Source organism: Sorangium sp. So ce1014, assembly GCF_051521505.1.
In the GTDB taxonomy this organism is placed as follows: domain Bacteria; phylum Myxococcota_A; class Polyangia; order Polyangiales; family Polyangiaceae; genus Sorangium.
This window is the reverse complement of the sequence record NZ_CP150356.1, coordinates 1,494,234-1,515,645: the sequence shown is the minus strand read 5'-3', so window position 1 is coordinate 1,515,645 and position 21,412 is coordinate 1,494,234. Positions and strand designations below refer to the sequence as shown.

Annotated in this window: 11 protein-coding genes and 1 riboswitch; of the genes, 1 reads left to right on the top strand and 10 read right to left on the bottom strand. The window is 71.3% G+C overall.

Going from position 1 to position 21,412, the window contains the following annotated elements; all coding sequences use genetic code 11:
- Positions 1-77: 77 nt before the first annotated feature.
- The 10 genes from WME75_RS05700 to WME75_RS05655 all read right to left on the bottom strand — a co-directional run bounded on the left by WME75_RS05700 (position 78) and on the right by WME75_RS05655 (position 18,647).
- Complete coding sequence (locus tag WME75_RS05700) at positions 78-1,730, bottom strand: hypothetical protein (RefSeq protein WP_437487088.1); 1,653 nt, start codon at positions 1,728-1,730, stop codon at positions 78-80.
- A gap of 5 nt (positions 1,731-1,735) precedes the next feature.
- Positions 1,736-4,015, bottom strand: coding sequence for an alkaline phosphatase PhoX (locus WME75_RS05695; RefSeq protein WP_437487087.1), 2,280 nt, complete (start codon positions 4,013-4,015; stop codon positions 1,736-1,738).
- A gap of 228 nt (positions 4,016-4,243) precedes the next feature.
- Positions 4,244-4,444 carry a hypothetical protein gene (locus tag WME75_RS05690; protein WP_437487086.1) on the bottom strand — a complete coding sequence of 67 codons (201 nt, stop codon included), beginning with the start codon at positions 4,442-4,444 and terminating at the stop codon, positions 4,244-4,246.
- A gap of 125 nt (positions 4,445-4,569) precedes the next feature.
- Entirely contained in the window at positions 4,570-7,020 is a 2,451-nt protein-coding gene (locus tag WME75_RS05685; RefSeq protein WP_437487085.1) for a sodium-translocating pyrophosphatase, read from the bottom strand.
- Between the two features lie 421 nt (positions 7,021-7,441).
- Complete coding sequence (locus WME75_RS05680; protein ID WP_437487084.1) at positions 7,442-9,139, bottom strand: protein kinase domain-containing protein; 1,698 nt, start codon at positions 9,137-9,139, stop codon at positions 7,442-7,444.
- 259 nt (positions 9,140-9,398) lie between these two features.
- Entirely contained in the window at positions 9,399-11,942 is a 2,544-nt protein-coding gene (locus WME75_RS05675) for an ATP-binding protein (protein WP_437487083.1), read from the bottom strand.
- Between the two features lie 96 nt (positions 11,943-12,038).
- Complete coding sequence (locus WME75_RS05670; protein WP_437487082.1) at positions 12,039-12,743, bottom strand: DNA-directed RNA polymerase; 705 nt, start codon at positions 12,741-12,743, stop codon at positions 12,039-12,041.
- Positions 12,744-12,883: 140 nt separating this feature from the next.
- The gene (locus WME75_RS05665; RefSeq protein ID WP_437487081.1) at positions 12,884-13,483 is read right to left on the bottom strand and encodes a hypothetical protein; all 600 of its coding nucleotides are present in this window, start codon (positions 13,481-13,483) and stop codon (positions 12,884-12,886) included.
- A 5-nt stretch (positions 13,484-13,488) separates the two neighbouring features.
- Positions 13,489-16,353: an N-6 DNA methylase gene (locus WME75_RS05660; protein ID WP_437487080.1), complete on the bottom strand. Its 2,865-nt coding sequence runs from the start codon at positions 16,351-16,353 to the stop codon at positions 13,489-13,491.
- Between the two features lie 143 nt (positions 16,354-16,496).
- Entirely contained in the window at positions 16,497-18,647 is a 2,151-nt protein-coding gene (locus tag WME75_RS05655) for a TonB-dependent receptor (protein WP_437487079.1), read from the bottom strand.
- Between the two features lie 244 nt (positions 18,648-18,891).
- Positions 18,892-19,072: riboswitch (cobalamin riboswitch) on the bottom strand.
- Positions 19,073-19,235: 163 nt separating this feature from the next.
- Between WME75_RS05655 and typA the strand changes: the two genes are divergently transcribed.
- Complete coding sequence (gene typA, locus WME75_RS05650) at positions 19,236-21,074, top strand: translational GTPase TypA (protein WP_437487078.1); 1,839 nt, start codon at positions 19,236-19,238, stop codon at positions 21,072-21,074.
- Positions 21,075-21,412: the final 338 nt, after the last annotated feature.

Below are 21,412 nucleotides of genomic sequence, written 5' to 3'. Positions count from 1 at the left end.
CCTTTGCGCCTTTGCGCCTTTGCGTTTTTTTCTCTCTTGGCGCCTTGGCGACCCTCGTCTCTTCGCTCCGCCAGACCTCACCAGGCGAGGTGAGCCCGCCCGTCGAGGTACACGCGCTTCGCTTCCTCGAGCCCCGTCGACTCGACCTCCACCACGCGCAGGATCTCCGTCGCGGGCCCGAGCGCGACGTCCCTCCCCGCCTCGAAGCGCTGCGCCCGGACCAGGGCGCGATAGGCCTTGTCGAGCAGGAGCGCCCGCTCGCGCGACGGCGCCACGAGGTACGCGAGATCGCGATCGCCTCCTCGCGCGCCGCGCCGCACCTCCGCCTCGTCGAGCGCGCCGCCAGGGAAGAAGCGCGCGAGCATCTCCTCGTTCCCTCGGTAGTCGTCGGCCCCGCGAGCGCGGCGCAGGTAGGTCAGGACCTCCGGCTCCGCGTGCCCGGCCTGCGGCACGTCGGGCATGCCGCGCAGGTCCTGGTGCCGCCAGCCGGCGGCGCCGGGCACCTTGCGCGAAAGCGAGAAGGTGTGATCCACCGTGACGCCCACGGCGCCGTGGCAGCCCATGCACGCGCGGTGCTCCTCCGCGGTCTGCAGCCGCAGCCGGCCCTGCTCGTCCTCGATGAACGCCTGGAGCTGCCAGCCGAACGCGTTCCGCAGGCCGACCTCGGGCGCGCCAGGGTGGAACGGCGGCTGCCCCTCCTCCTTCTCCTCGGCCTCACGCTCGTACGCGCGCGCGATCGCCCAGTCGTCCGGCTCGTCGACCTTCCGCGCGTAACGCAGCTCCTTCATCCGCGCAGAGAGCAGCGTCGGGCGGTCCGGATCGAGGTACCTCACCGAGTGAAGGAGCTCCGCCCCGCGCGGGTAGATCCACGCGCGAACCGGGACGCCGGCTGCCCCGCCGGCGTACCGCGCGGGCAGGCGAAGGACGCGCGTCACCGCGGGCTCGATCGCGCCGTCGCCGTCGAGATCGAAGCCGGCGAGGAGCTCGCTCACCGGCTCGACCTCCCGCCCTGCATGCGCCTCGGCGGGCGGCGCGTCGCCCTCTTTGGGCAAGGGCGACGGGGACGCGATCGCCGCCTCGAGCAGCGCGAGGTTCAGCTTGTAAACCTCGCGCGAGGGCGCGCCGGAGGCGTCCTCGCGGAACGCGGCCGGCAGCCGGAGGAACACGTCACCGGCGCTGCCGTTCGTGGGCCAGAAGCTCCCCGGGAACGGCTTGTACCGCACCGCCCGGAAGCCGCTCCCGTCACGCGCGAAGCCCTCGCCGTCGAAGCCGGCCTCGAGGTCGAGATCGGGCACATAGCCCGGGTAATCCGGGCGCGCGGCGAGCGCCTTGCGCAGCGGCGCGTAGTTGTCCTCCCGGATGTACGCGAGGATCTCCGCGTCGCTCGTCCGGGCGGCGGCGGCCGAGAGGTCCTCGAGCAGGTGGGTCCAGGGGTTCCTCCGCGCCGCGTCCGAGAAGCTGTACGCGCGCTGGAGGTCGTGATCCGCGAGCGTGTTCGGGCCGATCCCGATCGTGTGGCACGTCCAGCAGCCGTTCGCGCCGCCCGCCGTCACCGCGTAACACATCGGCGGGATCGACGCCTCGGGGTTGCCCGCGTGCCCCGCGCGCGCGACCGCGGTGGCGAGCGGATCGTAGTCGCCCCCGCCGCAGCGCGCGGCCGCGACGAGGACGGCGGACATCGCCGCGAAGGTCAGGGACGCGGACAGCAGGCGTTCGCGGCGACCACGCATGGAGCTCACTCGGGCAGGAAGGTGAGCGCGATCACGCTCGACAGGGTGCCGTCGCCCTTCGGCCAGGTGCTGTAGGCGTTCTCGCCGGGGTGCTGCACGGACATGAAGATCGAGCCCATGTCGGGCGTGAAGGACGGGCCGGTCGCCTCCGCGTCGCTCGGCATGGCCACCACGCGGAACGCCTTGCCGAAGCTCGGCTGCGCCACGCCGGGCTGGCCCTCGCGGTGGGCGGGGTCGAGATCGAGGTAGTAGAACGCGTCCGCGTGGGCGGCGACGCCGAAGTTGCCGTCGGTGCCGAACCACACGCCGCCCTCGCGGTCGAGGAGCAGGTTGTCCGGGCAGGAGGCGTCGAAGACCCCCTGCGCCTTCGAGCCGTGCCACACCTCGAAGTACCGGAACGCGATCGACGCGCCAGGATTCGCCGGATCGGCCTCCTCCAGCGCGAGGAGCGAGCCCACGGCGTCCGCGCGCTTCGGGGACGTTGTCGCGTGCGTCGCCGGATCGTGGAGCTTGCCCTCCTGATCGAGCGCCGTCTGCCCCGTGTGGTTGGTGAACGCCACGTAGACCCGCGGCGTGCCGCTCGGGTCGCGCGGGTTCCACTCGATGTCCTCGGGCCGGTTCAGCTCCATGATCCCGACCTTGTTGCTCGCCGTGAACAGCGCGCGCGAGACGTCGTGGTCCGTCTCGAAGCCGCCGATCCCGTTCCAGCTGACGTCGCGCAGCGCGGCGCCGACGGTCCTTGTCGCCTCGCCGAGCGCGGCCGCGTTCGGCGCGATGGCGGCGCTGTCCACCGAGAGCTCGATCCACTGCCCCGTGCCGGGGGCCGCCTCGGTCGGGGCCGCGCCGGTCACGAGCAGGGTGTTGCCGGTCCTGTTGTCGAGCCCCGCGAGGTGCGCCGCGTAGAGCTTGCCCTCGTCGAGCAGCCCGCGGATCTCCGCCCGCGCCATCCCGGCCGTGTAGTTGCCGGCCGTCACGTACTTGTAGATGCGGCCACCGCGGCGGTCGTCGGTCCCGTAGATCACGATCGGCTGCCCCGGCACGAGCTTCCAGTCGCCGTCGACCGCGAACGTCGCTGCCTCCCAGCGGGCGCGGCCCATGAAGCCGAATTTCTTGTGGCCCGCGCCTGCCTCCGTCTTGCCGTCGTACTCGCCGGCGGGCTCCCCGGGGTCGATCTCGGTGAGATAGCCGTAGTGATCGCGGGGTTGCCGGCCGATCGGATCCGAGATGCGCCCGAACTCCGCGCTGGTGCTCGCCTCGAAGATCGGGCTCACCGGCGCGCCCGGGTCGAAGCCCCGACCGGCGAGGAACCTCTGATCGCTCGACCAGCTCGCCTCGAGATCGCCGTAGTAGTCCTGCACGTTCTCCTCGGCGGTGATCACCGTGCCCCACGGCGTCTGCCCGCCGGCGCAGTCGCCCATGATGCCGGCCACGATCCCTTCGTGGAGCGGCTCGCTCGTCGTGTCGTCGTTGCCCGGGCTCGAGAGCGCGTGCCCCGCGATCCGGCTCAGCGTCCTGCTCGTCGCGTCGTAGCGAACGGCCTTCGCGCTCCGGTCGACCGACCACGCGCCGGTCGCCGGATCCTGCACGGCCCGGAGCCAGGAGCCTCCGACCTCCCTCTTCTCCCAGCGAATGTACGTGTCGACGTCCTCCTGCGACCAGACGCTCGCCTCGACGTCGTTCGCGAGGACGCCGAGCGTCTTCAGGTGACGCGCCAGCGTGAGGTGCTGCCCGGTCGGCGCGGAGGTGGCCGTCGGGCTCCTTCCAGAGACGTACTCGTGGTTGACCCAGAGCCAGCCCGCGGTGCCGGAGCCGTTCCACTGCGGCGCGTTGCCCGCGGCGGCGGACCACCCCTGGCCGAAGAAGGCGGTGTAGTCGTTGTTGGCGCCGAACCGGGGCGCGTCCGGCGCGGTGCTGAAGGTCAGCGGATCGAGCCAGGTCACAACGACGTCCGAGCGCACCCCGGCGAGCGTCCGGAGGGTGTCGGTCGCGGCCGCGTCCAGCGGGAACTGCTCGCCCGCGGGCACGGCGCCGGCGGCGAACATCTCCACGCGCTCCTTCACGTAATCCGCGAGGTTCGCGGCGTGGGTCCGCGGCGGCGCGTCCTCGCCGGGCTCGCCCTCCTCGCCGGGAGCACCGTTGGCGCCGTCCTCCCCGTCCAGGCCCGGCGTCCCCTCCTTGCCGGGCTGGCCCTGCGCGCCATCCTCGCCACAACCGCTCCCGATCGCGGCGAGGCCGCTCGTGAGCACCAAAAGCAACGCCGTCCTCAGGGTCCGCCTCGTCATCATCGCATCCTCTCCGCTGGGGATTGGCCGGAGACAATGCCCATCGACCGTGGCGCCTCGATGCGACGAGCGCGACAAATCCTTGTCAGACGCCACGCGGATCGCGCGGCTCGACGGCGCCCGAGCCGCCGCTCGGCGCTCGAAGCGCGAGATCAGGGCGGGAGGGCGAGCGAGATCACCAGCGGAAGCGCCGCATGGCACGCCGGCGCCGCGGAGCTCGCCGGCACGGCGCTAGTCGTCGTCATCGGGCACGACGACGTCTTGACCGAAGCGCGCGCGCGCCTCCAGCAGCTCCTTGTCCGAGATCCAGGTGCGCTCGCAGCTGACGAGCGGCGCGACCTGATAGACGTCCTTGCGCTCCTCACCGTGTCCGTCCTCAAGGACCCGGACTACCTCATGATGGAAGCCGCAGGAGGGGCAGAGCGCTCGCATGAGCGGTCACTAGAGTGCAGGCGCGCTGGGTGCAAGGCCCTCCCCCGGCGGCGCGCCCGTGGACGAGCGGCGGCGGGGGAGGGCGCGCGCGAGGGAGGGCGCGCGCGAGGAGGGGGTCGCCCGGCTCAGGCCGTGGCTTTGGCGCCGACGGCGGCGGTCTTCTCGTCGCCCGAGTGGATGCGCATCCCGTAGAAGGAGCGGTACACGAACACCGTCGAGAGCAAGAAGAAGATGGCCGCGAGCACGAGGCTCGTCGTGCGGTCGATCTCGATCGCCAGCTCGACCGCGAGGAGGCCGAACAGGGTCGTGAACTTGATGACGGGGTTCATCGCGACGGACGAGGTGTCCTTGAAGGGGTCGCCCACGGTGTCGCCGACGACCGTCGCCGCGTGGAGCGGCGTGCCCTTCTCCTTCAGCTCCACCTCGACGAGCTTCTTCGCGTTGTCCCAGGCGCCGCCGGCGTTCGCCATGAAGATCGCCTGGTAGAGCCCGAAGAGCGCGATGCTGATGAGGTAGCCGATGAAGAAGAACGGCTCGAGGCAGGCGAAGGCGAGCGTCGAGAAGAAGACGCCGAGGAAGATGTTGAACATCCCCCGCTGCGCGTACTGCGTGCAGATCTCGACCACCTTCTTGCTGTCGGCGATCGAGGCCTTCTCCACGCCGTCGAGGCGGATGTTCGCCTTGATGAACTCGACCGCGCGGTAAGCGCCGGTCGAGACCGCCTGGGTCGACGCGCCGGTGAACCAGTAGATGACCGCGCCGCCCGTCACGAGGCCGAGCAGGAACGGCGGGTGGAGCAGCGAGAGCTTGTCCACGTTGATCGTCAGCTTGCTCGTGAGCACGACGATGATCGAGAAGATCAGCGTCGTCGCGCCGACGACCGCCGTCCCGATGAGCACCGGCTTCGCCGTCGCCTTGAACGTGTTGCCCGCGCCGTCGTTCTCCTCGAGGAAGTGCTTGGCCTTCTCGAAGTTCGGGGTGAAGCCGAAGTCCTTCTTCAGCTCGGCCTCGATGTTCGGGACGTTCTCGATGAGCGAGAGCTCGTACACCGACTGCGCGTTGTCGGTCACCGGGCCGTAGGAGTCGACCGCGATCGTCACCGGGCCCATGCCGAGGAAGCCGAACGCCACGAGGCCGAAGGCGAAGACGCTCTCGGCGATCATGAGCGCCCCGAGGCCCATCATGGAGAGGAAGTACGAGATGCCCATCAGCACGACGAGGACGATGCCCATCCAGTACGCGCTGAAGTTGCCGGCGGTCAGGCCCGCCAGCACGTTCAGCGAGGCGCCGCCCTCGCGCGACGCCGTCACGACCTCGCGGACGTGGCGCGACTCGGTCGAGGTGAAGATCTTGATCATCTCCGGGATGATGGCGCCCGCCAGGGTGCCGCAGGTGATGATCGACGAGAGCTTCCACCAGAGCGTCGGGTCGCCGCCGAGGTTCGGGATCATGAACGCCGAGACGGCGTACGTGAGCACGACCGACACGATCGAGGTCAGCCAGACGAGGCGCGTCAGCGGGGCCTCGAAGTTCATCTTGTCGGCGTCGCCGTAGGACGCCTTGGCGATCGCCTCGTTGAGCAAGTACGAGCCGATGCTCGCGAGGACCATCACGATGCGCATCACGAAGATCCAGACGAGGAGCTGGACCTGGACGCCCGTGTCGGGGACGGCGAGGAGGATGAACGAGATGAGCGCGACGCCGGTGACGCCGTACGTCTCGAAGCCGTCGGCGCTCGGGCCGACCGAGTCGCCGGCGTTGTCGCCGGTGCAGTCGGCGATGACGCCCGGGTTGCGCGCGTCGTCTTCCTTGATGTTGAAGACGATCTTCATGAGATCGGAGCCGATGTCGGCGATCTTCGTGAAGATGCCGCCCGCGATGCGGAGCGCGGAGGCGCCGAGCGACTCGCCGATCGCGAAGCCGATGAAGCACGGGCCGGCGTAGTCGGCCGGGATGAAGAGCAGGATCATCAGCATGAGCATGAGCTCGGTGCTGATGAGGACCGCGCCGATGCTCATGCCCGCCTTGAGCGGGATGGCGTACGTCGGGAACGGCTTGCCCTTGAGGCTCGCGAACGCGGCGCGCGAGTTCGCGAACGTGTTGATGCGCATGCCGAACCACGCGACGCCGCAGCTGCCGGCGATGCCGACGAGGCTGCTCAGCAGGATGACCACGACCTTCGTGGCCTCCATGTGGCGCAGCACGCCGAAGTAGAGGACCATGACCCCGCCGATCAGGACCTCGAGGAGCAGGATGAACTTGAACTGCGTGATGAGGTACGTCTTGCAGGTCTCGTAGATGAGCTCCGAGATCTCCCGCATCGCGCGGTGGACCGGGAGCTTGTTCAGCTGCGAGAACGTGACGAGCCCGAACACGAAGCCGAGCACGCAGACGCCGATGCCGCCCAGGAGCAGCGTGCGGCCATCGATGCCGCCGAACGACTGGGAGCTGAGGTCGGGGAGGATCAGATCGGATTCACTGGCGCTGGCCAGCCCGCCGCTGAGCAGCAGGGCGAGCGCGGCGAGCCCGGCCAGCAGCGGTGCAAGCCAGGCCTTTTGAGACCGGATGACGTTCATGGACGGTGTGCCTCCATCGCAAAATCCGAGGCCGGGGGCGGCGCCATCGCCGCCCGCAGCTTCGTGGTTCCGAGGGGTTGGCCGCCTGCGTCAAGGGGAAGGGAACCGGCGCGCTGCCGGAGGGGTTCTTGCTCTAACGCGGACGCTTCAGCACAGCCTCGCCCCTCAGCGACCGGTGGTGTCGGGGTGCCCAGTGCTGCCGGGCAAGCCTCCACCGTGACCAGGACCGCCGAGGCGCGCGCTAGCTACCATGCGTCGCAGACGCCGTCGAGAGGGTGCGATGCCTGCGCACGACAAGAGCCCTTGTCACCGCCGCTGCGTGGGGCGATCGCGTAGGGAGATCGCGTAGGAAAGTGAAACGGAGCGCGCGGGGCCGCGCTCCTCCGCGGATTGTCGTGTTCAGGCCGCGTTCAGCGCGCGTTCAGTTGCGCTCGGTCGCGGTGTTCACGCGCCGGTCCGAGCCGGAGAGCCGCTGATCCGAGCCCGAGTCGGCGTTGGGGCTGGCGTGCGAGGTGAGGAGCTCCGCCACGAGATCCCGGCATTCCGGCTTGTTGCGGAGGTGGCTCAGGAGCAGGTTCGAGGCCTCGCTGAACGACTTCTCGTAGGCGAGCCCCTCGCGCGTGCGCGCGGCGACGCGCTCGCGCCCCTGCGCGAGATCCTCCTCGAGCGCCTCGGCGTAGCGGGCGAGCTGGGCGCGGAGCTCGTCGATCTGGCGGCGCAGGTCGCGCGCGTTCGCCTCGCGCGTGTTCTTCTTGTGCTCGTAGCGCCCGAGCTGCTCGCGCTTCGCCTGCGCCGTCGCGCCGGCCGCGCCCGCGCGCTCGTAGACGAGCGGATCGTGGTTGCCCTGGCGGACCGCCACGTCGGCGAGCTGGCGCCCGGAGAGCGCGAGCTTCTCGGCGGCGGCGAGCTCCACGCGGACCTTCTCGACGTCCTCGCCGTCGGCCATCGCCTCGCGCATCACGCGCGACTCCTCGTGCGCGAGCTCCTCGACCTTGCGGCCGATCTCGGCGCGCAGCGCGCGGCCGCGGCGCTCGAGCGCCTCGAGCTTGCGGGTGAGGCTCGCGACCTCGCCCTCGAGCTTGTTGGCGCGCGCGGCGAGGTCCCAGGCCTGCGCGAGGCCGTTCTGGACCTCCTGCGGCACCTGCCCGGACGGATAGGCGCGGGAGACCATGCGCGAGAAGAGGGCCGCGCGGCTCGCCCACTCGATGACGCCGGCGCTCTGCGGCGGCGGCGGCGGCGGCGGCAGCGGCACGCCGTCGCCGCCCTCGACCTCCCACGCGTGGGCCGGCAGCCCGCGCTGGAGCGCCTTCAGCTCCTCCTGGAGGTGATGGGCGTCGCGGTAGCGCTTGCGGATGTCCTTCTCGAGCAGGCGCAGGACGATCGCCTCGCCCTGCGAGTGCGCGTCGGGGCGGATCGAGCGGGGGCGCGGCGGCGCGTGGGTCCGCTGCATCTCGAGCAGGGTGTCGCGGTCGTTGGCGCGGAAGGGGAGCTGCCCGGTGAGCATCTCGAAGAAGAGCACGCCGAGCGCGTAGAGGTCCGACTGCGCCGTCGCCTCCTCGCCGCGGGCCTGCTCGGGCGACATGTACTCGGGCGTCCCGAAGACCGCGCCCTTCGGGGCGAGGCGCGGGTCGCGCGCGATGGCGGCGAGGCCGAAGTCGAGAATCTTGACGAAGTCCTTCCGGCCGCCGCGGTGGGTGAGCAGGATATTGTCGCTCTTCAGATCGCGGTGCACGACGCCGAGGTCGTGCGCGCGAGCGAGGGCGGCGCACATCTGCTCGAGGATGTCCACCGATCGCGCGATCGGCATCGGGCCGCGCGCGAGCTCCGCCGAGAGCGGCGTGCCGACGAGGTACTCCATGACGAGGTAGAGCTCGCCCTCCTCGGTCTCGCCGATGTCGTGGATATCGATGATGTGGGCGTGGTCAACGCGGTTTGCGGCGCGCGCCTCGCGCAGCATCCACGCGCGGAGATGGGTCTCTCCGCGGAGATCGGGCCGGATGAGCTTCAGGGCGACGACCCGGTCGATCAGCACGTGACGGGCGCGATAAACGACGCCCATGCCGCCTTCGCCGAGCCGTGCCTCGAGCCGGTACCTGCCGGCCACGACCTTACCGATCAACGGATCGGTGCTCGAAGCCTTGGGACCTGCCGGTCGCTGAATCGCGCGCTCCATGGTGCCTTCGTTTCTCCTCAGCGCTCCCCAGAAGGGCGGTTCGCGTCTCTCAGGGGGCTTATTGCGCTGTGCGGTGAGTCGGATCGCTCGCTGAAGGTATCCGGTTTGAAACAGCCGGTCTATGGGCCCGCGGCCGGGTTGGAGCGGAATCTGGAGCGCGCTCCGCGTGGAGGTGGGGTGGGAGACCGGCGCCGATTGCGCGCATTCAAGCGTCCACGGATAACGGTGAAGGCGGGCAAGCCTCCGCAGGCGGGCAACCGGCTGCAGACGGCCGTGCAGGCGGGGGCGCATCGCCTTGCAGACGGGCGCTCCCCGGGCGAGGATCGAGGGGCAGGCGGCAGACGAAGCGCGCCCCGGCGGGCTCGCCGTGGCGCAGATCTCCAGCGCGGCCATCCGCGGGGACGAGGGCGAGCGTGCCGCCGTGCCGCCGGACGATGTCCGTCGAGATCGAGAGCCCGAGGCCCGTCCCCTGCCCTCGCGGCTTCGTGGTGAAGAACGGATCGAAGATGCGCTGCGCGAGGTCGGGCGGTACGCCCGGGCCGCTGTCGGAGACCGCGATGGCCGCCATGTCCTCGTCCTCGTCGATCCAGGTCTCGATGCAGATCGCGGGCGCGCCGGGCGGGCCCGGCGCCGCTTCGCGTTCGCCTGCCCCCTCCGCCCCGGCCGGCGGGGCGGAGGGGGCGGGCGGCGCGGAGGCTCGCGCAGGCGGCGCGGAGGCTCGCGCAGGCGGCGCGGCGCTCGCCTCCTCCAGCGCCTGGATGGCGTTGACGAGGAGGTTCATGAACACTTGGTTGATCTCTCCGCTCTGGCAGGTGACGAGCGGCAGCTCGCCGTAACGCTTGATCACCTCGATGCGCGCCTGTCGGAGCCGCGGGCCGAGCAGGAGCAGCGTCTCCTCGAGCCCGGCGTGCAGATCGACGGGCAGCGGCTCGCCGGAGGCGCGCGAGAAGCTCTTCAGGTTCGTGACGATGCGGACGCTGCGCTCGACCGCGCGGTGGACGAGCGTGGAGATGCCGACGAGATCGTCGAGCGCCGCCTCGGTCTGGAGCTGCGCGCGGAGCGCTTCGAGCGCGCCGCGGCGGTCGTCCGGGAGCTCGCGCTCGGCGGCGCGGTAGGCGTCGAGGACGGCGCGGAGCTCGGCGGCGAGCTCCTCGATCGGCTGGGCGGCGCCGGCGATGGCGTTCAGGGGGTTGTAGATCTCGTGCGCGACGCCGGCGACGAGCTCGCCGATGGAGGCGAGCCGCTCGCCGTGGATGAGCGCGGCCTGCGCCCGCTTCAGCTCGGACAGGGCGCGCGTGAGCTCCGCGGTGCGCGCGGCGACGTTCTCCTCGAGGCCGGCGCGCTCGCCCTCGAGCTCGGCGATCGTCCGAGACAGCGCCTGCCGCATGCGCTCGACGCTCTCGCCGAGGCCCACGACCTCCTTCGGCCCGGACAGGCGCGGCACGGCGGCGTCGAGCTCGCCGCGCGCGACCTCGTCGGCGGCGCGGGCGAGCTGCGCCATCGGCCGCGACAGCTCGCGCGCCGCCCGCGCGACGACGCCGAGGGCGGCGAGCACGAGGAGGGAGAACGAGGCGAAGAGCGCGGTGATGGCGTTGAAGTCCTCGTCGAAGGACGAGCCGGTCGCCAGCGCGCGGTAGAGGCCGATGGAGGAGAAGAGCGAGAGGAGCCCCGTGAACAGGAGCGGCAGCCCGAAGTCGCGGAGCATGCGCCGCCGGAGGGGCATCGGGGCCGCGCCGCCGCGCTCGGGCGCGCCCGTCCACGCGCGCAGGAGGTCGACCGCGCGCGCGACCGAGTCCTTGTGCCACGCGCGCTGGTAGAACGAGACGCCGAAGGCGAAGAGCGCGCCGAAGCCGAGCTGCATGAGCGCGTCGGCGACGCTGAAGGTGGCGCCCGGGCTGAAGGTGGCGCCGGGGCGCACGTAGGCGATGCCGATCGCGGTGCACCCGAGCCACAGCGCGAAGTTCAGGGAGGCGAGGACGTCGGGGAGCCGCTCGGCGCGGGTGAGGCCGCGGCCGAGCAGGGCGCGGTCGCCGGAAGGGCCGGCCTGGAGGGCGGCGACGATCGCGCGCGTGGCGGGGCGGACGGCGAGGGTGAAGCCGAGGGTGCCGGAGAGCGCGAGGAGGGGGACGACCTCGAACCACGCCTGGAACACGACCTGGCTCTGGGTGCGGAGGAACGCGACGCAGAAGAGCAGCATGACGTGCCCGCCGACGATGCCGGCGGCCGTCGCCGACTCGGCGAGCCTCGGCCGGAGCGCCGCGGCGAGGGCGCGCGCCGAGTCGGCCTCGGAGGCGCCGCCGTCGGCCGCGTCAGCGCGGAGCAGGCTGCGGTAGATGGCGCGGCGCATGCCGCCGGCCATGACGCCGAAGGCGACGGCCGTGACCAGGAGGCCGAGCCACGAGGGGGGCGTCGCGTGGCCGATCCCGAGCGGACCCGGCCAGGAGGAGGGCGCGGTGGGGGCTCCCCGGAAGGCGAGCGGCGAGACAGCGAGCGGCCACGAGAGGGTGCGGATCGCCGCGGCGATGGCGAAGCCGCGGTCGCCGCGGCGGACGAGCACGCCCGAGAGCGCGGCCGAGAGGGCCATCGAGGCGAGCAGGAGGATCGCCGGCCACGGCGTGGTGAGGGCCGCGGGGACGACGGCGGAGAGGAACAGCAGGCCCGAGAACAGCTCCCAGCCTGTCGCGACGAGCTCTGCGCGGGCGCGCGGCGCGCGCGGGGCGCGGTGCTGGGAGGGCGTCGGGGGGCTCACGGGGCGGGCGGCATGGAAGCGCAGGGAGCGCGCCCTCGCAACGGCGCGCGCCCTCGCAACGACGCGTGCCCTCGCAACGGCGCGCCGGGCCGCGCGTCAGCGGCCGGAGAGGCGCACGCCGGGGAGGACCTTGCGGCGCTCGACGACCTCCTCGAGCGCGTCGGCGTCGATCAGGAGGTGCGCCCGCAGGCTGTCCTCGATCGCCGAGAACACCTTGCCCTGGTACCGGACCTCACCGCCGGGCCCGGCGGCGAGCCAGTAGTTGCCGCCGGGGCTGCTGTCCTCGCCCGCCGCGCTCGGGACGGCGAGGAGCGGCCCCCCGTTGCCGGGGAACGGATCGGGCGGGGACGCGAAGGCGGGGAACGGCGGCGCGGGTGCGGAGGGCTCGGGGCTGGCGGAGAACGTGAGCGACGCGCCGGGCTCGAAGCTCACCGAGAGGACGCCGCCGCGCGCGGCGACCACGACGCCGGGCGTGCGATCCTCGACGACGACCTCCTCGATGACCTTGCCGGAGACGAGCAGGAGCGTGTGGTGGCTCGTGATCCGCGAGCTCTCGGCCGTGAGCTCGCGGCGCAGCGCGATCTCGTGCGAGACGTAGAACTGGAGGCTCTTCACGTCCCTGTCGGACAGGTCGTGCTGCACGCGGAGCTCGTGCGTGAACGGGACGAGGCGGGGGCCGCACCCGGCGAGGAAGGCGAGGAAGACGGCGGCGAGCGCGAGGAAAAGCGCGGCGGGCGGCATGTACCTGCGCGCGGGGTGGCGCATGCGCGGAGCGTGAAACGAGCGGACGCGGAGCAGCATGGGAACCCTCGTGACGGCGCTCCGGCGTGGAGACCGGGGGCGCACCTCTTCGCAACGGGGCGGCCGGGCGGAGCTTACAGCGCGTGCGCGTGCGGCGGCGGATCGAGGCCTTCCTCCCGGGCGACGACGGCGCAGCCGGCTCAGCGATCCGGAAGGGGCATGCCCGAGATCGTTGCCAGCGCCCGGACGAGCTTGTCGAGGCTGTCGGATCGCCTGCGGACGAGGGCGATGTCGATCCTCCGTGTCTCGCTCAGCTGGTGCGTTGTCGGCAGGTAGCCCGGGACGAGCCGTTTCAGCACCTCCTTAGCGCCGCGTTTGCTCTCCGGCATGGGGGCTCCAGCCCGCCGCAGGGCATCCTCCGCAAAGTTGAGAAGCAACCACGTCTCGTACTCACAAACAGCCATCACGGCGTCGCCGGACATGAGCTCCTTGATCACGCGCGCCGCGTCCGGGCCCCACGTCGCAGGGCAATCGACGTCCGCGTCGCACAGGATGAGCACGGCGTCGGCCTTCCGGGTTTGCCGCGCGAGCAGCACGGCGCGGCGCACACCATCGGCGTGACAGAGGCGCAGCGGGCTCTTGCGCGTCCCGTCCACCAGCTTGCCACGAGGTTGCCGGATCGGATCCTGATCGACGATCCACGCAATGTCTCCGAGGTACTGGCGGAGGATCCTCGTACAGAGGTTCGGGATAGCGGCGACCTCGCCCTTGCCCTCGACGATGCAGACGAGCCGCCTCATCGAGCTCAGAGCTGGACGCTCGTGGGTTCTTCCCCCTCGATCCGCAGCGGCTCGGAGCGCATCAGCTCGGCGACGGAGAACAGCCCTTGTCGAACGACGTCGCGCTGCGCGGACGAGAGCGGACCTATCTGCGTCACCCCGTCACGGTACGAGCACACGAGGATCTCCTCCTCGCGCGCGGCGTCGAGCAGATCGGCGCTGTGCGTGGTGATCAGCAGAGAGCCCCTCGTCGACGCGTCCTTGAGCACATCGAAGAGCAGCTGGGCGGCTCCGACGTGGATCGCGACCTCGGGCTCCTCGATGATCACGAGCTCGTCTCCGGTCATCTGCTGGGCAGCGACGAGGATACCGAGCGCGCGAAGCGCGCCGTCCGACATCTCGCTCGCCGAGAACCGCGCCACGTGTCCCCCGGGCTGACGCTGCTCGAATTTGAGGAGCAGGAAGCGATCGAACGCCTCCACGGCGATGCGCAAGAGCCCCGGGACGATCTGCTGCATGGCGGCGAGGACGCGCGCCTGTCCCTCGGGATCGAGGCTCCGGAGCGCCACGGCGATGTTGTTTCCCGACTCGTCCAGGCGTGTGTTCTCGGTCGCGACCTGCGGCTTTCGCATGGCCTCGGCGTCTAGCCGGATCCGCGTGACGTTCCGGAGCGCTGTGGCCGTGGCGAGGTCGAAGAGCTGGCGCGCGAACACCATGGCGCTCGCGGTCTCGCTGGGCCTCGGGGCGCTCTCGCTCGAGGCCACGCGCTCCCCCGGCTCGGTCTCCACCTTCAGTCCCTCGGGCGTCCGCTCGACCCAGACCACCGGGGCGCCTCTGACGAAGAGCTCGATGGTCTCGCTGCGAAATGCCCAGGATCCGTCGCCCTTCGCGCGGATCGTGAACCGGTGACGCAGGTAGTCTGTCTCCAGAGCCGCGCGCGACGTTGCGGCGCGGACGTCGACGTGGACTTCGGTTCGGTCCTCCTCGTCCGCCGGCTGCCAGCGCCTGATGCCGGCGAGTCCGCCGCGCCGCTCGACCGCGGTCGCGGCGTCCGTCGCGACGTCGCGCGCGAACACGATGGCGTCCGCGAAGTTGGACTTGCCGCTGCCGTTCGGGCCGACGAGCACCGTGAAGGGGGCCAGCTCGACGCTGGCCTCCGCGATGCTCCGATAGTTCCTGAGCTCGACGCGCCGCCACATCTGCGCCGGGGCTTCGTCGCCCGGCGGCGCGTCATCGTCGACGTACCGGCGAACCGCCAGGCTGAACCCGTTCGTCGCGATCTCTTTGAGTTGGACGAGGCGCGCAACCCCGGGAACGTCGCTGGCCGACCGGAAGGTCTTCGTGATCTTCACCACGTCCTCGGGCCCGAGCCGGTTCCTCGTGCGCTCCTCCTGGAACCTTCGCGAGGTGTCGATGAAGAGCACCTTTCCCTTCCTCGACGCCGGCTTGTCGCGGCGCAGTACGAGGAGCGCAGCGGGGCCACTCGTCGCCGGGAACAGGTTGGCAGGGAGCCCAACCACCGCGTCGAACAGGTCGTCCTTCAGCATTCGCTTGCGGATTTCCCCCTCGGCTCCTCCGCGAAACAGGACGCCGCCGGGCGCCAGCATCGCCATCACCCCCGAGCGGTGGAGGCTGGCGTGCATGTGCTGCAAGAACGCGAATTCACTCTGGTTCCTGGGGGGCACGCCGTACCGAAAGCGCGCATGGGGTTCGCGCTCCGCCGTATCATGCAGCCCCCACGTCAGGCCGACCGGCGGAACGCAGAGGACGCGGTCGTGCTGCACGAGATGCCCGCCCACGGTACTGCGCGGATCGCGAAGCGTGTCGCCCCTGTCGATCTGTGCGTCCGGCAGACCAGCCAGGAGCATGTTGATCCTGGCGAGCGTCCAGGCTTCGACGCTCCTCTCCTGACCACGGAGCGAGAGGCTTCGCCCGCTCCCGCCGCGGCGCTCGACGTACGTCGCGCACGCGACCAGCAAGGTGCCGTAGCCGCACGCCGGATCGTAGATACGCATCCCCTCGGAGGGGTCGAGCAGCTCGGCCATCAGCTCCGCGATCGCGATCGTGGGGTGGGGCTCACCGGCGCGCTTCGCGTCCCGGAGGTCCATCTCCTCGAGGAACATCTGGAAGGCGCGCCCCAGCGTGTCGGGCGTGGCCAGATCCCCGTCTCGAAGCGACATCCCCGAGAGGAGCTGGACGAGCCGGTGGAGGAGGCGAAGGCGCTCCGCGCGTTCCCCGAAGCGTCGCTCGTCCGTGAAATCCGCCCAGGAGAGCACGCCGCGGAGGGCCGGATTGCTCTCCTCGAGCGCCACACAGGCCCGGTTGAGTGCCAGGTCGATTGATGGAACGCTCGCACCCACCGTCGCCCAGCGCGCCTGGGCAGGCACGGAGATGTTGAACGTGGAAGGCTCCGCGTCGTTCAGACGCTTCAGGAGGAGCAGGACGGCGATCGTCATCCGATGCTGCCCGCTCGGACCGAGCGTGTGCCGAAGGAGTTTGGCTGCCTCGAGCAGGCAGCCCACGATCAGCTCCTTCGTCAGCCGACCTTCTTGCGCTTCGCTTTCCGCGCCGGGTCGGGCCGAAGGAGCTTCGTCGGTGCCCTCGACGTCTCGGGCGTCGATCTGCGACGAGGCCTCCCCGAGCAGACGGGCGACGAGGGTGGCCTTGTCTCGCGCACGTGCGTCGAGGTCGAGCGTGCGACACAGGCCTTTCAGCTGGCCGAGAGGCAGCGCGCGCAGCAGTCCCTCCGCACGCAGCCCCGGCGCCGAGAGCATCGCGTCGACGATCGCCGCCTTCTTCCGCCGGTCGGGCAGGTCGACCTCGAAGCGGTCGGCCAGGGCCGTGAGATCAGCCCGGGGGAGCAGCAGCAAGACGTCGCGGGGCGTCGGCATGGCTGCGCGAACGATACACGCGCGCACCGCGGGTCGCGAGCCTGCCTCCCTCCGCCGCCGCTGCCGCCGCGAACGTCATTCCCTCGCCCCCGCGCACGCCAGGGTCGCGCGCTCGGCCACGCGGGCCTGAGCGCAGCACCCCCTCACTCCCAGTGCAGCGTCGCCCGCCCGATCGCCGTGAAGGGCCACCCCGGCGAGTAGTGGATCCCCGTGACCGCGGCCGGCTCGTACGGCAGCCGCGAGTCGCTCGCGAACTGGACCTCGCGCCACGTCGTGTCGAGGAGGTTCTGGACGTCCACGGCCACCTCGACGTTCCTCCACCGGAGCCCCGCGTTCGCGTCGACGACCGTGAACCCCTCGGCGGTGAGCGACTCGTCCTCGGTCGCGGGCCGCGCGCCGATCGCCTTGACCCGCAGCGCGGCGAACGGCGTGAACGCGCCGAACGTCGGGCGGACGCCGACCCCCGCGGTCAGCGTCCGCGTCGGCGCGAGGGCGACCGCGCTCGCGTTGCCGGCGTTCACGCGGAAGCGCGCGCGGGTGAAGGTCGCGTCCACGTCGGCGAAGAGCCAGCTCCCGAGCCGGTAACGCGCGCCGATCTCGACCCCGTAGCGCCGCGTCTGCCCCGACGCCTCGGTCACGCCGGCGTCGCCGCTCCAGACCAGCTCGGAGTCGAGATCGAGCAGGAACCCGGCCGCGCTCAGCGAGAGCCCGCGCACGGGCGCGACCCGCGCGCCGACCTCGTAGCCCGTCGCCGGGGTGATCAGCGTCGCCGCCCCCTGGGCCAGCACCACGCCCCGGGCGTCGTTCGAGTGGAAGCCGCGCCCGTAGTGGGCGAAGAGATCGACCCCGTCGATCGGCGAGACGATCGCCGTGAGCTTCGGCAGGAGCTGCATCTGCCCCTGGGCGCCGCTCGACCTGTTCCCGGTCGCCCGGAGGTCCTCGCGCAGGTCGTCCACGTTGACGTCGATCCACTGCCCGCGCGCGCCGAGCACGAGGCGGAGCCAGCGCCGGAGCCGGGCGTCCTGCTCGACGTAGACGCCGATCTGGCCCTCGTCGATGTGGGTCCGGTCCCTCTCCTCGAGCCGCTCGCGCGCCTGGTCGTGGTGGAGCGACTTGTCGATCCCGTCCGCGCGGAGCTGCGCGCCGAGCGAGGTCGTGAACCTCGCCCCCCCGAGCTCGAGCTGCTTGCGGAACCGGATTTCTGCGCCCGCGACGGTGCGGTCGTCGTTCTGCTCGATCTGATCGCCGTGGACGGGGTCCTCGCTGAAGAACGTGAAGTTCGAGTACAGCGTGAAGCGATAGCCGAGGAGGTAGGCCATCGCGCTCAGGTCGGCGTCCCGCCACGCGGTCGAGAGGGCGACGGACCCCATGTGCCGCGCGGTCGACCCGCCCTCGGTCGGATCGACCGCGCCGAAATGGTCGATGCACGGCTGTCCGAAGGCGGAGGGCGGCGGGTTCAGGCCGCCCTGCTCGCCCTCGCCGCACACGGCGCGCGCCGGGATCTGGCCGGAGCCGGACCAGGTCGATCCGTAGGACATCCAGGTCATCTGGACCTTCCCGGCGCCGCCGAGGTCGTGCGTCGCCCTCAGGAACACGTTGAAGCGCTCGAGCCGCTCCGGATTGAGGAACGGCCCGTCGTTCCGGTAGACCTCCGCCGCGGCCACCGCGCGCCAATCGTCGCCGAGATCCGGCGAGGCGATCACGAGGCCGCGCAGGATGCCGTACTGCCCCACGCTGAGCTGCGCGGTGCTCTCGTCGAGCTTCTCGGCGAAGCGGAGGTTGACGGCGCCCGCCGTGCCGAAATCGCCGATGCTCGCGTAATAAGGCCCCTTGTAGCCGTCGAGCCCTGTCACGAGCTCCGGGATCATGAAGTAGAGGTCGGTGAAGCCGTGCCCGTGGCCGTGGCTGACCAGGTTGACGGGCACCCCGTCGACGAAGAAGGCGACGTCGGTCCCGTGGTCCGCGTCGAAGCCGCGCAGAAAATACTGGTTCGCCTTGCCGCCGCCGGCGTGCTGCACGGCGAAGAGCCCGGGGACCGCCTCGAGGAGGTCGCCCGGCCGGAGCCTCGGCCGGAGCTCGAGCTCGCGGTACCCGACCGAGACGCGCGAGGCGGCCTCGCTGCCCGGCTTCTCCGCCTGCACCGTGACCTCGAGCGCGCCCCCGTCCGCGGGCGCCTCCGGCGGCTCGACCTCGGCGCGCGCCGGCCGCGCGGTGGCCAGCAAGAGGGCCAGTGCGGCCATCCGACCGAGCGGATGGCGGTGTTCGTGACCGATCGTGACCGTCTCGCGGAGCATTCGTGTCCTCCTTCGCTGCCATCGCGCGGAGCGGCGGCGGGCCGCTCGTGTCGAGCTCCGCGAGGAGGAAAAGGCGAATCCGGCGCGATGCGCTGGACCGACCCTCGCCCCCACGGGCGACCAGGAGGCATCGCGGGGGGCGGTTCGGGATCCGGGACGTGCGCAGAGATGCACCGGCTCGGACCTAACCGCCTCCCTCGAGGCTCCCAGGTCGAACCGGCATCGGATGTCTCCCCGTCGCCGGGCGCTGGCAGGTCTTCGGGCTCGCGAGCGCTCCGGCCGGGCCGGGTTCCTACTGTCCACCGCTTCCCAGCCCTCGCGGGCCAGTGCTTCGTGGGAGGTCGTTCTCGCTTACCGCTGCGGGGCAGCCCCGGAATTTCACCGGGTTCCCTATTCAGCCTGGGCAGGCGCCCAGGCACCAGCGCGGGCGCACCCTACGGTGGCGCCCCTCCGGCTGTCAATCGCTCCCGCTCACCTCGCCCGCTCGGCTCGCAGCGCTCGCGTCGCGGGCGGGCCGAACGTTCGAGCTCTAGCGAGGATGGGCTCGCTCCTCCGTGGAACGCGTGCTAAACGGCCGCCGCTGTATATATGCCGCGTAATGACCTCCGCAATATCGCCATCGTCGCCCACGTCGACCACGGGAAGACGACCCTCGTCGATCACATGCTCCGCCAGTCGGGCGCCTTCCGGGAAAACGAGGTCGTGGCCGAGCGGGTCATGGACTCGAACGACCTCGAGCGGGAGCGCGGCATCACGATCCTCGCGAAGAACACGAGCATCCGGTACCGCGGGGTCAAGATCAACATCGTCGACACGCCCGGCCACTCCGACTTCGGCGGCGAGGTCGAGCGCACGCTGATGATGGCCGACGGGGCGCTGCTCCTCGTCGACGCCGCCGAGGGCCCGCTGCCGCAGACGCGGTTCGTGCTCTCGAAGTGCCTCCAGCGCGGCTTCCCGATCATCGTCGTCATCAACAAGATCGACCGGAGCGACGCGCGCGCCCACGAGGTGCTCTCCGAGGTGTTCGACCTCTTCTGCGATCTCGAGGCGAGCGACCCGCAGATGGACTTCTCGACGCTCTACGCGGTCGCGAAGTTCGGCCAGGCCAAGCGCGAGCTCGAGCACGAGGCCACGGACCTCGTGCCGCTCTTCGAGACGATCCTCGAGCGGGTCCCCGGCCCCTCCGGCGACCCCGACGGGCCGCTCCAGGTCATCGTCTGCAACACGACCCACGACGACTACGTGGGCCGGCTCGCGGTCGGCCGCGTGGTCCGGGGCACCGCCCGGTCCGGCGCCGACGTCGCGCTCCTCGGCGAGGACGGGCAGTCGCGCGGCTACGTGAAGATGCTCTACGCCTACGAGGGGCTGAAGCGGGTCTCGGTCGAGAGCGCCGTCGCGGGCGAGGTGGTCGCCATCGCGGGGCTCGATGCGGTCACGATCGGCGACACGATCGCGGATCCGGCGAGCCCCGAGGCGCTGCCGCGGATCGTGGTCGAGGAGCCGACGATCAAGATGAAGATCGGCGTGAACACGTCGACGTTCGCCGGCAAGAGCAAGCAGTCGAAGTACCTGACGAGCCGTCACCTGAAGGAGCGGCTCGAGCGCGAGGCGATGAAGAACCTCGCGATCCGGGTGGAGCCGACCGAGGTGCCCGACACGTTCGTGGTGCTCGGCCGCGGCGAGCTCCAGCTCGCGATCCTCGTGGAGACGATGCGGCGCGAGGGGTACGAGATGCAGCTCTCGAACCCCGAGGTCGTCACGCGCGAGATCAACGGCGAGGTGATGGAGCCGGTCGAGCTCGTGGTCGTGGACGCGCCGGACACCTACGTCGGCATCGTGACCGAGCGCCTCAGCGGCCGGCGCGGCCGGATGGTGAAGATGACGAACCCCGGCTTCGGGCGCGCGCGCCTCGAGTTCCGGGTGCCGTCGCGCGGGCTCATCGGCTTCCGTGGCGAGTTCCTGACGGCGACGCGCGGGACGGGCCTGCTCAACACGATGTTCGACGGCTGGGCGCCCTGGGGCGGCCCGATGATGCGCCGCCCGACCGGCGCCATCGTCGCCGATCGCATCGGCGTGGCGACCCCGTACGCGCTGCACCACCTCCAGCCGCGCGGGATGTTCTTCATCGTCCCCGGCGTCGAGGTCTACGAGGGGATGATCATCGGCGAGCACAACCGGCCGAACGACACCGACGTCAACGTGATCAAGGAGAAGAAGCTCTCCAACGTGCGCAACCACGGCAAGGACGAGAACGTCCTCCTGGCCAGCCCGCGGCTGCTCACGATCGAGACGGCGATGGAGTGGATCGACGGCGACGAGCTCGTCGAGGTCACGCCCGACGCGGTGCGCGTCCGCAAGAAGGTGCTCGCGTGCAACCGCCGGGAGCGCCGCGAGGACGCGATCGAGCAGTCGCAGGCGGTGGAGTGATCGGCCGGGGGCGCCCGGCGGCGAGCGCCCCTCCCCTGCCCGCCTGGGTGTAGGCTCCCGGGGATGAGAACGACGCTGCTTTCAGCGCGGTTGGCTTCGCTCGTCGCCCTCGCGGGGGCGAGCGCCTGCGGCGGGAGCGTGGTGGTCGACGGCTCCCCGGACGGCGACGACGGCTCCGGGGGCGCGAGCGCGACGTCGAGCGCGAACGCGACGTCGCGCCAGAGCGCGGGCGTGGGCCCGCAGACGGCGAGCTCCAGCGGGACGGGCTCGGCCGAGTCCGTGAGGCCTCGTGCGATTTCTTCTGCGAGATCTTCGATGACACGGCGTGCCGGGAGCCC

Coding starts and splice junctions, on each gene's coding strand:
- WME75_RS05700 (WP_437487088.1), bottom strand. CDS start 1,730: ATGCGTGGTCGCCGCGAACGCCTGCTGTCCGCGTCCCTGACCTTCGCG.
- WME75_RS05695 (WP_437487087.1), bottom strand. CDS start 4,015: ATGATGACGAGGCGGACCCTGAGGACGGCGTTGCTTTTGGTGCTCACG.
- WME75_RS05690 (WP_437487086.1), bottom strand. CDS start 4,444: ATGCGAGCGCTCTGCCCCTCCTGCGGCTTCCATCATGAGGTAGTCCGG.
- WME75_RS05685 (WP_437487085.1), bottom strand. CDS start 7,020: ATGAACGTCATCCGGTCTCAAAAGGCCTGGCTTGCACCGCTGCTGGCC.
- WME75_RS05670 (WP_437487082.1), bottom strand. CDS start 12,743: ATGCTGCTCCGCGTCCGCTCGTTTCACGCTCCGCGCATGCGCCACCCC.
- WME75_RS05665 (WP_437487081.1), bottom strand. CDS start 13,483: ATGAGGCGGCTCGTCTGCATCGTCGAGGGCAAGGGCGAGGTCGCCGCT.
- WME75_RS05660 (WP_437487080.1), bottom strand. CDS start 16,353: ATGCCGACGCCCCGCGACGTCTTGCTGCTGCTCCCCCGGGCTGATCTC.
- WME75_RS05655 (WP_437487079.1), bottom strand. CDS start 18,647: ATGCTCCGCGAGACGGTCACGATCGGTCACGAACACCGCCATCCGCTC.
- typA (WP_437487078.1), top strand. CDS start 19,236: ATGCCGCGTAATGACCTCCGCAATATCGCCATCGTCGCCCACGTCGAC.